Annotated in this window: 14 protein-coding genes; 13 read left to right on the top strand and 1 reads right to left on the bottom strand. The window is 66.3% G+C overall.

Translation table 11 applies throughout. The annotated features are described in order from the left end of the window. The first annotated feature begins 35 nt into the window (after positions 1-35). From mftA to EGT50_RS12320, 7 genes are all read left to right on the top strand, one after another. The gene (mftA, locus tag EGT50_RS12350) at positions 36-137 is read left to right on the top strand and encodes a mycofactocin precursor MftA (protein ID WP_127947784.1); all 102 of its coding nucleotides are present in this window, start codon (positions 36-38) and stop codon (positions 135-137) included. Then, positions 122-442, top strand: a complete 321-nt coding sequence (mftB, locus tag EGT50_RS12345; protein ID WP_408014640.1) for a mycofactocin biosynthesis chaperone MftB — start codon at positions 122-124, stop codon at positions 440-442. Before mftA ends, mftB begins: the two co-directional genes overlap by 16 nt. Positions 443-554: 112 nt before the next feature. After that, positions 555-1,778, top strand: a complete 1,224-nt coding sequence (gene mftC, locus EGT50_RS12340) for a mycofactocin radical SAM maturase (RefSeq protein ID WP_127954973.1) — start codon at positions 555-557, stop codon at positions 1,776-1,778. Between the two features lie 32 nt (positions 1,779-1,810). Beyond that, positions 1,811-2,989 (top strand): pre-mycofactocin synthase MftD, encoded by a 1,179-nt coding sequence (gene mftD / locus EGT50_RS12335; RefSeq protein ID WP_127954972.1) that lies wholly within the window; start codon positions 1,811-1,813, stop codon positions 2,987-2,989. A 23-nt stretch (positions 2,990-3,012) separates the two neighbouring features. Next, positions 3,013-4,980, top strand: coding sequence for a mycofactocin system FadH/OYE family oxidoreductase 1 (locus EGT50_RS12330; protein ID WP_127954971.1), 1,968 nt, complete (start codon positions 3,013-3,015; stop codon positions 4,978-4,980). A gap of 8 nt (positions 4,981-4,988) precedes the next feature. Beyond that, positions 4,989-5,801 (top strand): mycofactocin-coupled SDR family oxidoreductase, encoded by an 813-nt coding sequence (locus tag EGT50_RS12325; RefSeq protein WP_127954970.1) that lies wholly within the window; start codon positions 4,989-4,991, stop codon positions 5,799-5,801. Next, complete coding sequence (locus EGT50_RS12320; RefSeq protein ID WP_127954969.1) at positions 5,798-7,756, top strand: mycofactocin system FadH/OYE family oxidoreductase 2; 1,959 nt, start codon at positions 5,798-5,800, stop codon at positions 7,754-7,756. The genes EGT50_RS12325 and EGT50_RS12320 overlap by 4 nt, the downstream gene beginning before the upstream one ends. Before the next feature lie 51 nt (positions 7,757-7,807). Here the strand turns inward: EGT50_RS12320 and EGT50_RS12315 are convergent, their stop codons facing one another. Further along, positions 7,808-8,452, bottom strand: coding sequence for a hypothetical protein (locus EGT50_RS12315; protein ID WP_127954968.1), 645 nt, complete (start codon positions 8,450-8,452; stop codon positions 7,808-7,810). 61 nt (positions 8,453-8,513) lie between these two features. Here EGT50_RS12315 and EGT50_RS12310 point away from each other — a divergent pair, with 61 nt between their 5' ends. From EGT50_RS12310 to EGT50_RS12285, 6 genes are all read left to right on the top strand, one after another. Then, on the top strand, positions 8,514-8,882 hold the full coding sequence (locus tag EGT50_RS12310; RefSeq protein WP_127954967.1) for a type VII secretion target: 369 nt from the start codon (positions 8,514-8,516) through the stop codon (positions 8,880-8,882). Further along, a complete protein-coding gene (locus EGT50_RS12305; protein ID WP_127954966.1) occupies positions 8,882-9,613 on the top strand; it encodes a hypothetical protein in 732 nt (243 codons plus the stop codon). The genes EGT50_RS12310 and EGT50_RS12305 overlap by 1 nt, the downstream gene beginning before the upstream one ends. Position 9,614: 1 nt before the next feature. Beyond that, the gene (locus tag EGT50_RS12300) at positions 9,615-10,013 is read left to right on the top strand and encodes a hypothetical protein (protein ID WP_127954965.1); all 399 of its coding nucleotides are present in this window, start codon (positions 9,615-9,617) and stop codon (positions 10,011-10,013) included. 118 nt (positions 10,014-10,131) lie between these two features. Continuing rightward, the gene (locus EGT50_RS12295) at positions 10,132-10,668 is read left to right on the top strand and encodes a hypothetical protein (RefSeq protein ID WP_127954964.1); all 537 of its coding nucleotides are present in this window, start codon (positions 10,132-10,134) and stop codon (positions 10,666-10,668) included. A 291-nt stretch (positions 10,669-10,959) separates the two neighbouring features. Next, entirely contained in the window at positions 10,960-11,508 is a 549-nt protein-coding gene (locus tag EGT50_RS12290; RefSeq protein WP_127954963.1) for a hypothetical protein, read from the top strand. 34 nt (positions 11,509-11,542) lie between these two features. Continuing rightward, positions 11,543-13,108 carry a flotillin family protein gene (locus EGT50_RS12285; protein WP_127954962.1) on the top strand — a complete coding sequence of 522 codons (1,566 nt, stop codon included), beginning with the start codon at positions 11,543-11,545 and terminating at the stop codon, positions 13,106-13,108. Positions 13,109-13,231 lie beyond the last annotated feature (123 nt).

Raw genomic sequence — 13,231 nt, 5'->3', positions numbered from 1 at the left:
CTCCGTCTTCGGGGTCCGATGTGGAGGAGGAATCGATGTCCGATCGCGATGGTGTTGTCTCTGCCGACGAGAACTCGCTCGTCGAGGAGTCGCTCGTCGAGGAGGTTTCCATCGACGGCATGTGCGGCGTGTACTGATCGTGTCCGAACAAGCCGCCGACGGTAGTGCTTCGGCCGGCACGATCGCTCTCGACACGGCGTGGAAGCTTCACCCGCAAGTGGCGCTGCGCCCCGAACCGTTCGGGGCGCTGCTCTACCACTTCGGAACGCGCAAGCTCTCGTTCCTGAAGAACCGGACCATCGTTGAGATTGTCGAAAGCCTGCCCGATCACCCGGACGTGCGGGCAGCGCTCGACGCCCACGGCGTAGGCGAGGACGCGGCCCGACCGTATCTACGCGCCCTCGAGACCCTGGCCGACTCGCACATGATCGTGCCGTCCTGATACCCGCCTGCTCCACATCCTGTACCCAACCAGACATCCCTGAAATTCCAGGCACATTCCGTGCGAGGACGCAGCCTGTTTCGAGGATGCAGCCACATTCGAGGATCCAGCCATGACCTCTGTTCTCGAGCCGCCCGCCCCTGGGACACCTCCGAAGGTGGGCCGATTGGTCGACCAGTTCGAACTCGGTCTCGACGCGCCCATCTGCCTCACGTGGGAACTCACTTACGCGTGCAACCTGTCGTGTGTGCACTGCCTGTCGTCCTCGGGACGGCGTGACCCGCGCGAACTGTCCACCGAGCAGTGCAAGGCGATCATCGATGAGCTGCAGCGCATGCAGGTCTTCTACGTCAACATCGGCGGGGGCGAGCCAACTGTGCGCGCGGACTTCTGGGAACTCGTCGACTACGCCACCTCCCACCAGGTGGGCGTCAAGTTCTCGACCAACGGCGTCCGGATCGACAAGAAGGTCGCCGAGCGCCTTGCGGCCAGCGACTACGTCGACGTCCAGATCTCGCTCGACGGCGCGACGGCCGAAGTGAACGACGCCGTGCGCGGTCCGGGTTCGTTCGCGATGGCGACCCGGGCACTGGAGAATCTGTCCGAGGCGGGCTTTCAGGACGCCAAGATCTCGGTCGTCGTCACCCGCGAGAACGTCAGCCAGCTCGACGAGTTCAAGGCACTGGCCGACAAGTACGGTGCGACGCTGCGTATCACGCGGCTTCGTCCGTCGGGCCGAGGCGCCGACGTGTGGGACGACCTGCACCCCACCCAGGAGCAGCAGCGCGAACTCTATGACTGGTTGGTCGCCAACGGCGAGGGCGTGCTGACCGGTGATTCCTTCTTCCACCTGTCGGCCTACGGCGACGCGCTGCCCGGTCTGAACCTGTGCGGCGCCGGTCGAGTGGTCTGCCTGATCGACCCGATCGGTGATGTCTATGCGTGCCCGTTTGCAATCCACGAGCAGTTCCTCGCGGGGAACGTCGTCGCGGACGGCGGATTCCAGCGGGTGTGGCAGCACTCGGAACTGTTCCGTGATCTGCGGTCACCGCAGACCGGGGGTGCGTGCAGCAAGTGCGATCACTACGACTCGTGCCGCGGCGGCTGCATGGCGGCCAAGTTCTTCACGGGCCTGCCGATGGACGGCCCGGACCCCGAGTGCGTCCAAGGCTATGGGGCGTCAGCCCTGGAGGCCGAGCGGACGGTCCCGAAGTCGAGCCAGGACCACTCCCGCACCGGTCAGCGGCGCACCCCGCGTGCGCCCGTCCCGCTGACCCTGCTGACTCGTCCCCCGGCCAAGATCTGCGACGAGAACCCCCTTGCCGGAATGCAATAAAGCAATCAGCTGAGCTGTACGAGAGGTAGTAGATGGCCAAGAATGCGTGGTTCGAGACGGTCGCCGAGGCACAGCGGCGGGCCAGGAAGCGTCTACCGAAGTCGGTGTACGCGGCGCTGGTCGCAGGTTCCGAGAAGGGGCTGAGCGTCGATGACAACGTCGGCGCGTTCGCCGAACTCGGATTCGCTCCGCACGTGGCAGGCCTGTGCGGCGAACGGGACCTGTCGACCACCGTCATGGGCCAGCCCATCTCGATGCCGGTGTTGATCTCGCCGACCGGTGTGCAAGCCGTGCACCCCGACGGCGAAATCGCCGTGGCGCGTGCCGCTGCGGCGCGCGGAACCGCGATCGGCCTGAGCTCGTTTGCCAGCAAGTCCATCGAGGACGTCGCCGCGGCCAATCCGCAGACCTTCTTCCAGATGTACTGGGTGGGTGATCGGGACACGTTGGTCCAACGCATGGAACGTGCCCGCAAGGCGGGGGCGACAGGGCTGATCATCACCCTCGACTGGTCGTTCTCCAACGGCCGGGACTGGGGCAGCCCGTCGATCCCCGAGAAACTGGATCTCAAGGCGATGTTGCAGCTCGCCCCCGAAGGCATCGCCCGTCCGAAGTGGTTGTGGGAGTTCGTCAAGACCCGGAAGCTACCGGATCTGACGACACCCAACCTGGCGGCGCCCGGCGAGGAAGCACCGACGTTCTTCGGCGCGTACGGACAGTGGATGGGCACCCCGCTGCCGACGTGGGAGGACGTCGCATGGCTGCGTGAACAGTGGGACGGGCCGTTCATGCTCAAGGGTGTCATGCGCGTCGACGACGCCAAGCGTGCTGTGGACGCCGGGGTCTCGGCGATCTCGGTGTCGAACCACGGCGGCAACAACCTCGACGGCACCCCGGCGCCGATCCGCGCGTTGCCGGCGATCGCAGAAGCCGTCGGTGATCAGGTGGAGATCCTGCTCGACGGTGGAATCCGCCGAGGCAGCGACGTCGTCAAGGCACTTGCGCTCGGGGCGAAGGCAGTGATGATCGGTCGCGCCTACCTGTGGGGACTGTCCGCGAACGGCCAGGCAGGCGTCGAGAACGTCCTCGACATCCTCCGCGGCGGAATCGATTCGGCCGTCCTGGGCCTGGGACACAAGTCTGTTCACGACCTGAGCCCCAAGGACCTGGTGATCCCCGACGGGTTCCGCCGGGACCTGGGCGTGGAATAAGAACCCGCGCCGGACGAGACGCTGTGCCCGACACGCTGACCGAGCAGCTCACCCTGGCCGGGCGCACCGCCCCGTCCCGGGTGATGTTCGGTCCGCACGAAACCAACCTCGGTGACGGTCGAGCGCTCTCGCCGCGGCACGTTGCGTACTACGCACGTCGGGCCCGCGGCGGCGCCGGCGTGATCGTCACCGAGACGGCTTCGGTCCACCCGAGTGACTGGCCGTACGAGCGCGCACCGTCCGCCGACGAGTGCGCCGGCGGGTGGCGAGATGTCGCCGTGGCGTGCCGGCCGCATGGAACCTTGGTACTCGCCGGACTGGGACACACCGGGCTCCAGGGATCCAGCGCCTACTCGCAATCGGTGCTGTGGGGCCCGTCGCGGGTTCCGGACGTGGTTACCCGGGAAATACCGATGGAGATGGAGCGCGCCGAGATCGCCGCGCTCGTAGACGGATTCCGATCCGCCTCTGCCGCCGCGGTGGAGGCGGGTGTCGACGGCGTCGAACTCGACGCCGGACCGTCGAGCCTCCTCCGGCAGTTCCACTCCGGGTTGACGAACCTGCGGGACGACGAGTACGGGGCCGACCCGCTCCGCCTGACCCGTGAAGTCCTTGCGGCGGTCCGTGCGGAACTCGGTCCCGACCGTGTCCTGGCGCTCCGGCTCAGCTGTGACGAACAGGCACCCTGGGCGGGGGTGACCCCAGACCAGGGTGCGGACCATGCGCGGGCTCTGGCCCCCGAACTCGACCTCCTCGTTGTCGTCCGTGGTGGGGCGATGTCGACGAGCTCCTACCGCCCCGACTTCCATGCACCGCCCGCCTTCAATACCGAACTTTGCCGCGCCGTCCGGGCGGCGGTCGCCGGTGTCGTCCCAGTGGTGTTGCAGGGCAGCGTCGTCGACCCTGTCGAGGCCCAGCACGCCCTCGACACGGGGGTCGCCGACGCAGTGGAAATGACCCGCGCACAGATCGCGGACGCGGATCTCGTGGACGTCTGGCGTGCAGGGCGCAGCCCACGCCCCTGCGTGCGGTGCAACCAGACTTGTCTCGTGCGGGACCCCCGCAACCCCGTCGTCACGTGCATCGGGAATCCAGCGGCGGGGCACGAGTCGGTGGATCCGACGGAAGCGGATGCGGAGAGGCTACGTGGGCCGGTCGTGGTCGTCGGCACCGGCCCGGCCGGGTTGGAGGCCGCCCGGGTGCTCGCAGGCCGCGGTGCCCAGGTCACTGCTGTCGAGGCCGAACGGCATCCAGGCGGGATGGTCCGTACTGCGTCGGCGGACGCCCCCCACCTGACCGCGCTGACCGACTGGCTGGAAGACGAATGCCGCTCCAGGGGAGTCGAATTCCGGATGCACTCGCCAGCGTCCGAGTCCGACCTGGACGGCTGGGAACGTGACGGGATTCCCGTCGTCCTCGCCACCGGCAGCGTGCCGAGGCCATTGCCCTTTCCGATCGACGCCGATATCCAGTGCCAGGACGCGGCCGCCGTGCTTGCCGGCACGACCCTCCGCGAAGGCCCGATCGTCCTGTTTGACCCCGTTGGAGGTCCCGTAGCCGTCGCGCTCGCCGAGTGGCTTGCGGCAAGCCGGAGCGAGGTCGCGATCCTGACACCGGACACCGTCACCGGATCACGACTCGGCATGACGGGGGACCTTGCCGACGCGAACGCCCGTCTGCATCAGGCGGGCGTGACGCGCTACCTCACCAGTCGCATCGTCTCGGGAGGGTCCGGCACCCTTCGGGTCCGCAGCCGGTACACCGGTGAGGAGTCAACGGTGCCGTGCGCTGTTCTCATCGACTGCTCGCACCGCCTGCCCGACGATCGCCTGCACACATCCAGGCGCACCGCGGTGCGGGTCGGCGACTGCGTGGCGCCCCGCACGATCCTCGAGGCGATTCGAGAAGGGCGCGCTGCGGCACTCGCCGAATCAGGCCTCGGTTCGGATTCCGCAGTCCACAATCGATTCACGATGATCACCGAGAGTTAGGAATATCCATGGGTCAGTTCGATGGCAAGGTAGCGTTCGTCACCGGGGCCGCTCGCGGCCAGGGACGCACTCACGCGGTGCGGCTTGCGCGCGAGGGTGCGTCGATCATCGCGGTGGACATCTGCGGTCCGGTTTCGGAGTACAACACCTATGAACCGGCCACGGTGGACGACCTTGCCGAGACGGCGCGTCTGGTGGAGGCAGAGGGCGGAAAGGTCCTCGCCGAGCAGGCCGACGTCCGGGACAGTGCCCAGCTGTCGGCGGTGGTCGCTCGCGGTGTCGAGCAGTTCGGTCGACTCGACATCGTGGTCGCGAACGCCGGCATCTGCAATTGGAATCGCTTCTGGGAGATGCCCGACGAGCAGTGGGAGACGCTGATCGACGTCAACCTGACGGGTACGTGGAAGACCCTCAAGGCCGCGGTCCCGGCAATGATCGAGGGCGGCCGCGGTGGTTCGATCATCGTGGTCAGCTCGGTGGCCGGCATCAAGCCCCTGCCGGGGCAGGCGAACTACGCCGCCTCCAAGTTCGGGCTCGTCGGTCTCACCCAGGCGGCGGCGAAGGAACTGGGAGAGTTCAAGATCCGGGTCAACTCCATCCATCCGTACGGGGTGAAGACAGCCATGGGAACCGACGCCGGAAGCCTCGTGCTCCTCGAGAAGCACCCGCACTACCTGTCGAGTTTCGGAACGATCCTCACCGACCACCCTCTCGCGGACACCGACGACATCACCGAGGCAGTGTTGTGGCTGGCAGGCGACGGCTCCCGGACTGTGACCGGTAGCCAGGTCGCCCTGGACATGGGCAATACGAAGGTGTGAGTCCCGCGTACCCACAGCTGTTCAGCCCGCTCCGACTGGGACCCCTGACCCTTCGCAACCGGGTCGTTTTCTCCGCGCACCTCACCGGGTACGCCGTCGGTGGAAAGCCCACGGCCCAGCACGCGGCCTACTACGCCGCGCGCGCGAAGGGCGGGGCGGGACTGATCATCTCGGAGGAGCATGCCACCCACCCCGGTGACTGGCCGTACGAGAAGGTCATTGCCGGGTACAGGCCCGAGGTGGTCCCGGGATACCGACTGATCACCGACGCGGTTCACGAGCACGGCGTCCCGATACTCGCGCAGATAAACCACAACGGCGGTCAGGGCTCGAGCATGTACTCCCGGCGGCCGCTGTGGGCGCCGAGCGCCGTCCCGGACCCGCTGTTCCGTGAAGTTCCCAAGGCGCTCGATCAGCGGGAGATCCGCACCCTCGTCGAGGGGTATGCACGAGTCGCCGAGCACTGTGTACGAGGAGGGTTCGACGGAATCGAACTGCAGTGCTCCCACTCCTCATTGGTGCGGAGCTTCCTCGCCCCCGCCACGAATCTGCGAACCGACGGATACGGTGGATCGCTCGCCAACCGCGCCAGGTTCCTTCTCGAGGTTGCGGCGGCCGTGCGTGAAGCGATCGGTCCGGAGCGTGCGCTCGGAGTCAGACTCGCCGGTGAGGACATGTTCGACGGCGGGGTGCGACTCGACGAGGCAGTGAAGGTCGCCGCATTGATCGAGGCCGATGGCCGGGTCGACTACCTCAACACGTCCATAGGGATGGCCACCGAAACGCTCCACATGATCGAGGCGTCCATGGCGGTGCCCCCCGGCTATGCACTGTTCATTCCGAACGCCATCCGGCAACGGGTTTCCCTCCCGGTCGTGGGCGTCGGCAGATTCAAGGAACCGTGGCAGGCCGAGCGGGCGCTCGCCGAGGGACACTGCGATCTGATCGGTGTGGTGCGGGGCCAGATCGCGGATCCGGACTTCGCCGCGAAAGCACTGGCCCGCGAGAGCACCGAGATCCGCAGATGTCTGGCGTGCAACCAGGAATGCGTCGGCCGCATGGGACTCGGACGGTGGCTCGGCTGCGTCGTGAACCCCCGCGCGGGCAAGGAGTCGACGACTCTGCCCGAACCGAGGATGCCCGGCAGGCGCGTGCACGTGATCGGCGGCGGACCGGCCGGACTGAAGGCTGCCGCGACCGCAGCGCGCCGTGGTCACCACGTGACTCTGTTCGAGCGCGCGAGCGCCGTCGGCGGGCAGATCCGGACGGCGGCGGTCGTACCGGGCCGACGCGAGCTACTCGACCTGGTGCTGGACCTGGAAGCCGAGTGCCGTCGGCTCGGGGTTGACCTGCGGACCGGTACCGAGATGACCGCGGACCTCGTCACGGAGAGCCGTCCCGACGCGGTCGTGCTCGCGACCGGGGCGCTTCCGCAGCGTCCGAACTGGGCGGGCGGGGTGGATCGGGTGGTCGACGTCCGCGACGTTCTGGAAGGTCGTGCGCATCCGTCCGGGACGGTGCTGGTGGTCGACGAACTGGGCTTCCATCAGGGAACGTCCATCGCGGAGTACGCCGCCGACGCCGGGTGCGAGGTCACCATCTGCACGCCGGGGATGATCGTCGGGCAGGATCTCGGCATCACTTTGGACCTCGAGGACTGGAACCGGCGGGCACACCGCAAGCGGATCACCCAGCTGACCGACGTGACGCCGACGGGTTGCGTGGCGAGCGCCGGAGGCGGGCTCGCGGTAACCCTCCGGCATCACCCGACCGGCCGGTCCACGCGGTTCATCGCCGACTGGGTGGTGTCCTCCGCGCATCAGCGGCCAGAGGACGAACTCTGGAAAGTACTAGCCGACAGCGGCATCGAGATACACCGTGTGGGAGACGTGCTGGCGCCCCGACGTGCGCACTCCGCCGTCATCGAGGGCGAGAGGGTCGCGCTGTCGTTGTAGTGGGCGAAAGACGCACGTCCACGGCACTCCACGCTTGTGTTCCCTCCGGTTCTAGAACGGTTCGCGCCTCTTCAACCACCCCACCGGAGTCACCATGTCCGACAGCTGCCGTGCTCCCAAGGCAATCGCCTCATGCGCGAACGCGGGATGCGGGTTTCGAACCACCATCTCTGTGCCATCCTCGGGAATCTCCACTCGGGTGAGCTCCCGGATCGTCGGCACGCTCTTGATTGCAGCTATCGTCACCACTAGTCCGGGGATGACGAGCAGCGGCCGAGGACTTTCCGGTATCCACTCGGTCAGCGGCGAGATGGGGCCGGTGACGAGGTAGGCGGCGAGGGCAGCCAACATGAGACTCAACGTCCATCGAACCAAGCGATACCCCCGACACGACGGGCAGGCCGCCCATCGCATGTCTTCCACCCAGACCATGCGAGCGCGACGTTCTGTGCGACGCTTTCGCCGGTTACTTGGTAGTTGATCGTGAAGGACCTTGCGCGGCCATGACAGATCGTCGTAGGCAACGCGCGGCACGGAAAACAGGCGAGCCCTGAACGTCCATGTTCCGGGTGCGCCGTGCAGCACGCAGACAGACGGCAGCTTCGCATCGAGTTCACGCAGCTGCTTGCGTTGGCGCTCGGTGGGGTCAGGGATAGTGGTGTGACGCAGTGGGAATGAGACGGACGGTTCGGGCACGCTCTTGATGGTGTGACATCGTTGGTCACCTCTGCAAGTCCGGTTGCAGGGGAGAGAGGCCATGCAGCCAGGGTTGCCGGGCTGGTACTTTCATGCGGATCGTCGAGGAGGGGGCGGAATGACTTTCGAGGTAGATCCTGTAGAACTGGAGCGATTCTCACGTCGGACGGGTGAACTGTCCACCCAATGCGTGAATGCTGCCGATCATGTGGAGCAATGGCTGTCGATCGGTGCATCCGATGTGGGGGCCATCTTCCTGCCGGTTCTGTCACAGGTGAACGACATGCGCGAAGCGCTCGTGGCGAACCTTGATTCCCTGCGGCGTCTGACCGACGGGTCTGCGCAGAATCTCGCTGTCGCCGCGTCGAGTTACAGCGAGCAGGAAGCGGCCAACACAGATGGGATTGCCGCGGTGGGGGGTTGGTGTTGATGACCGAGCCCATCTCGGCACTGACGGTTCCCGTTGCGGAGGATCCGGTACCAAACCTCCTCGAGAACGCCCTGGACGGTTCGCTGACGAGCCCGACCTACCTGGTCGGTGAGGCGATGGTCTTCTGCGGAATGGTCGGATCGAACGACCCGTGGGCATTCGTGTCGGACCAGCTTGCCGGAGACTGGCAGGCTCTCCAGGTCGCGGGCAAATCCCTCGAGGGCTTGGCGGAGTTCAGCACCCTTATGGCACAGCAGCTCTCGTCCGCGAAGGATACGGCTCTCAACTCATGGAACGGTGATGCTGCCGTCGAGGCCGAACGCTACTTCTCGGAGCTCAGCGAGGCAGTCGAGCGCCAAAGCCACGCGATTCGTGGGATGGCGACGCAACTCGATCAGACCTCGATGGGTCTGTACGAAGCGTCGGAGGCGATCAAGGACCTTGTAGGTATGCTCGTCGACTGGCTGATCGCAATCGTAGTTGATCTTGCTGCGTCGGCTCTTGCGGGTGCGACAGGGGTCGGGGCTGGCTTATCTGCAGGCTTACTCGCGTCAGCCATGCTGATGGCGAGTAAGGCGTGGGGAGTCGTCACCGACATCTACGAAGTGCTCAGCGTGGCCTGGGCAGGTGCGCAAGCGACCGTCGGTTTGGTGGCAGGTCACCTCGCAACGGTCAAGGACAAGCCGCTGCCGGAACTTCCGTCCTCGGCCTATCAGTTCGGGGGTGCGTGACGTGCAACCGAATCAGGAGCCGCTGATGGGCGTGTTGCGTGACGATCCCGCTCTGGCCGCTCAGTTGAGGAAGTCGGTTCAGGTGCTGGCCGAAAAGTCGCCCGACCCTGCGATGCGCGGAATGCTGTTGGAGGTTCTCGCCGGCAGTAGGAGCCTGCGCGATGTCGTCACGACGACGAACTTCGCCGAGGTGTTCCGGCCCTACACCGAGGCTGCGGTTGCCGAAGCGGCACAGATGACCGAGGACGAGAAGGAAGCGTTGGCTGCCGAGGGGCGCCGTCGGATCGATGCGGAGTACGAGGCAGCCCGCTCGGCCGCCGCTCGCCGAGCATCCCCTATACACGGCGATGACGACGAGTACTTCCGGAACCGTGGTTCGATCTTGGACTCTGGCTGGTAGTCACCACCTGTTCGGAAGATCCGATACCAACACGCTTGGCATCGCTCAATGTTGACGTCCCACCACTCTGGATCTTGAATCTGGTCCAGAGCTGCCGAACAACGATAGGGGGATCAGCATGAACGCACGTAGGTTGAAGCAGGTGCTGTCTACGACAGCGCTTTCTGCGGTAGTAGTCGCAGGTATGGGAGTCCCCGCAGCCGCCGCAGCCAGCGCGAATCCATTAACGCCGATTACCGCGGCCGCGGCGAGTGTCTCGGACGGCGGGACCACCGCATCGACTACGCTGCCCGTCGACGTTCTGATCGCCGCTCGCGACGCGGGGCTCCCAATTTACGAGGTCGGTCGAACAGTGGTCACCCACGCATCGAAGATGGGCGCGGTCTATGCCACCGAATATCGCCGAGTAGACGAGGTCGACGCACTTTCCTCGCCGACAACCAAGTTCGTCGCGGTCGGCGCCGCGGCGCCGGAGAACTTTCACGTTGTTCGTGGAAGCGGATACAACCGGTCCGCGATCGCGGTCAACATGCGCCCGGTGAACGGAATCTTTGACAGCTTCACCTACGACGTGACGCCGCAGACGTGGGTGAACAGCCCGCTTGTCGAGCTCCAAGGAGGCGGTCCCGGCATAGGTATCGCACTTGTTCGCTGAGTGGTGGGGGTGATCGTCGGGCGACCCGATGATTGCGTTCCGGGGTACCGGAGTTCGGGGCCGGCCGTCCGCCTGATGGGTTCCGAGTACGTCGAGACGTTCGACTGGTGTTGTGCGCCACTGGCTGCCGACCAGCGGACCCTTGCGGAAGGCGTTGTTGAGTAGAGCGCCTCTCCTATTCGCGTTGTACCGGGTGAGCGATGCGGTGACGCCACGACGCTCCGACGACGGGCTGCGGAACGGCGCGATTGCGATAGGGTCATCACGGAATCCGCTGTCAGGGAGGGCCTCGTGATCACCATCTATCTTGCGTGCCTCGCTATGGGGTTGGTGGGGATCGTCGGGACTCTGGTCGTCGGTGAGGTCGACGGCGATGTGGGCGCAGGGGACGGCACTGGCACAGGACTTCCGCTCCTGAGCGTGACCACAGCTGCCACCGCGCTGTTCGGTCTCGGCGCCGGTGGCAGCGTAGCGGCTTTGGCCGGTGCACACGCCGTGGTCGCGGCGTTGGCCTCAGCTGCGTGTGCGATCGCTCTAGTAGCGCTTACCCGGGGCGTTCTTCTGCCGTTACTGCTGCGCCAGCAGGCCAATTCGCACATCAGCCGACAGCACTACGTCGGCCAGCTCGGTACCGTCACGCTGGCCATCGCGCCGGGCCAGTGGGGTGAGATCGTGTTCACGGACCCTGAGGGAAACCGTGTCCGCGGCCAGGCCATCTCGCCGGAACCGGACACCCTGCCGGTCGGCGCCGCCGTCTACATCGGCGAAGTCGACGACAAGCACCTGCACGTCGTCGCCATCCCACCCGAAGAATCTTCGGATTCGGCACTGCGTCAATAGGACTGACACTGCATCAACCGAACTAAGGAAGCACATGATCATTCTTGTGGGCGCTGTCATCGTCGCCCTGGTGGTCTTTGTCGGACTGCCGTTGATTTACATCCGCAACTACATCAAGGTGCCGCCGAACGAGGTGGCCGTCTTCACCGGTCGCGGCACCCCGAAGGTCGTCCGCGGCGGCGCCCGCTTCAAGATCCCGGGCATCGAGCGCGTCGACAAGATGTCGCTCGAACCCTTCAATGTCAAGATAGATCTTCAGGCCGCCCTGTCCAACGACGGTGTCCCGGTCAACGTCGAGGCTGTCGGTCTGGTTCGCATCGGTTCCGCCGACGAAGCGGTGCAGACCGCAGTCCAGCGCTTCCTGACATCCGATCTCGAAGAGCTTCAATGGCAGATCAATGACATCCTCGCCGGATCGCTGCGCGGCATCACCGCGACGATGACCGTCGAGGACCTCAACTCCAACCGTGAGACGCTCGCCCGCAGTGTCGTCGAGGAAGCGGGCAGCGACCTCGCGAACATCGGTATGGAGGTCGACGTCCTCAAGATTGCGGGGATCAGCGACCACAACGGATACCTGGAATCGCTCGGTCAGCGCCGCATCGCCGAGGTCAAGCGTGACGCTGCCGTCGGCACAGCCAACGCCGAACGTGACGCACAGATCCAGTCCGCCAGGGCCCGGCAGGAAGGGGCGATCGCCAAGGCCGAAGCCGACACCGCGATCGCCACCGCGAACCAGGCCCGCGACGTCGAACTCGCCCGTCTGCGTGCTCAGACCGAAGCCGAGAACGCCGACGCCGACCAGGCCGGCCCCCTCGCCCAGGCGAGGGCCGAGAAGGACGTCGTCATCGCCCGCCAGCAGGCCGAGGCAGCCCGCGTCGAAGCCGGCATCGAGGTTGAGCGCCGCCGCGCCGAGCAGTCCCAGGCCGCACTCGAGGCGGACGTGATCGCGCCTGCCGAGGCCGAACGTCAGGCAGCGATCGCCCGGGCCGAGGGTCAGCGCCAGGCCGCAATTCTCAAGGCGGAAGCCGATTCCGAGGCCGAGAAGCGTGTCGGCGCCGCCCAAGCCGAGGCGCGCACCCTTGCGGCGAACGCGGTCCGCGCCGAGCAGCAGGCCGAGGCAGATGGCCTCGAGGCTCGCCTGGCGGCCGAAGCTGTGGGACGCAAGGCGGCGGCCGACGCGCTGCGGGCCGAGCAAGAGGCCGAAGCCGATGGTCTGCGTGCTCGCCTCGAGGCCGAGGCCGACGGTAAGCGCAAGGTCGCCGAAGCGCTCAACGCCTACACCCCGGCCGCAGCGCAGATGCTGATGCTCCCCGACATCCTGACCGCGCTCGTCGAGGCCACCGCGGCGGCAGCCAAGCCTGTTGGCGAGATCGACCGTATTTCGATCATCGGCGGCGCCGACGGTGTCTCCGGCTCGGTCGGGTCGATACTAGGCATCAGTCCGTCGACGATCGCCGGGGTGATCGAGACTCTCGAATCGTCGGGCGTCGACATCACCAGCATCCTCAACTCCGTCGGTGAACGCACCCGGCAAGGCGTGTCCTCGGAGACGGCGCCTGCTGGCGGCAACGGTGCCGGCGCAGCCACCGTCGACTGACCGGCTCCACCACGGCCCGCTCCACCAGCACGGTGGGGCGGGCCGTTTGCGACTCCGCACTTCTAGTCGACGGAGCGGGCCCGAGTACCCAGCTCAACCTGAACAGGTTGGGCTGAATGAGTA

Source organism: Rhodococcus xishaensis, from assembly GCF_004011825.1.
In the GTDB taxonomy this organism is placed as follows: Bacteria; Actinomycetota; Actinomycetes; order Mycobacteriales; family Mycobacteriaceae; genus Prescottella; species Prescottella xishaensis.
This window is presented reverse-complemented; position numbering and strand designations above follow the sequence as displayed.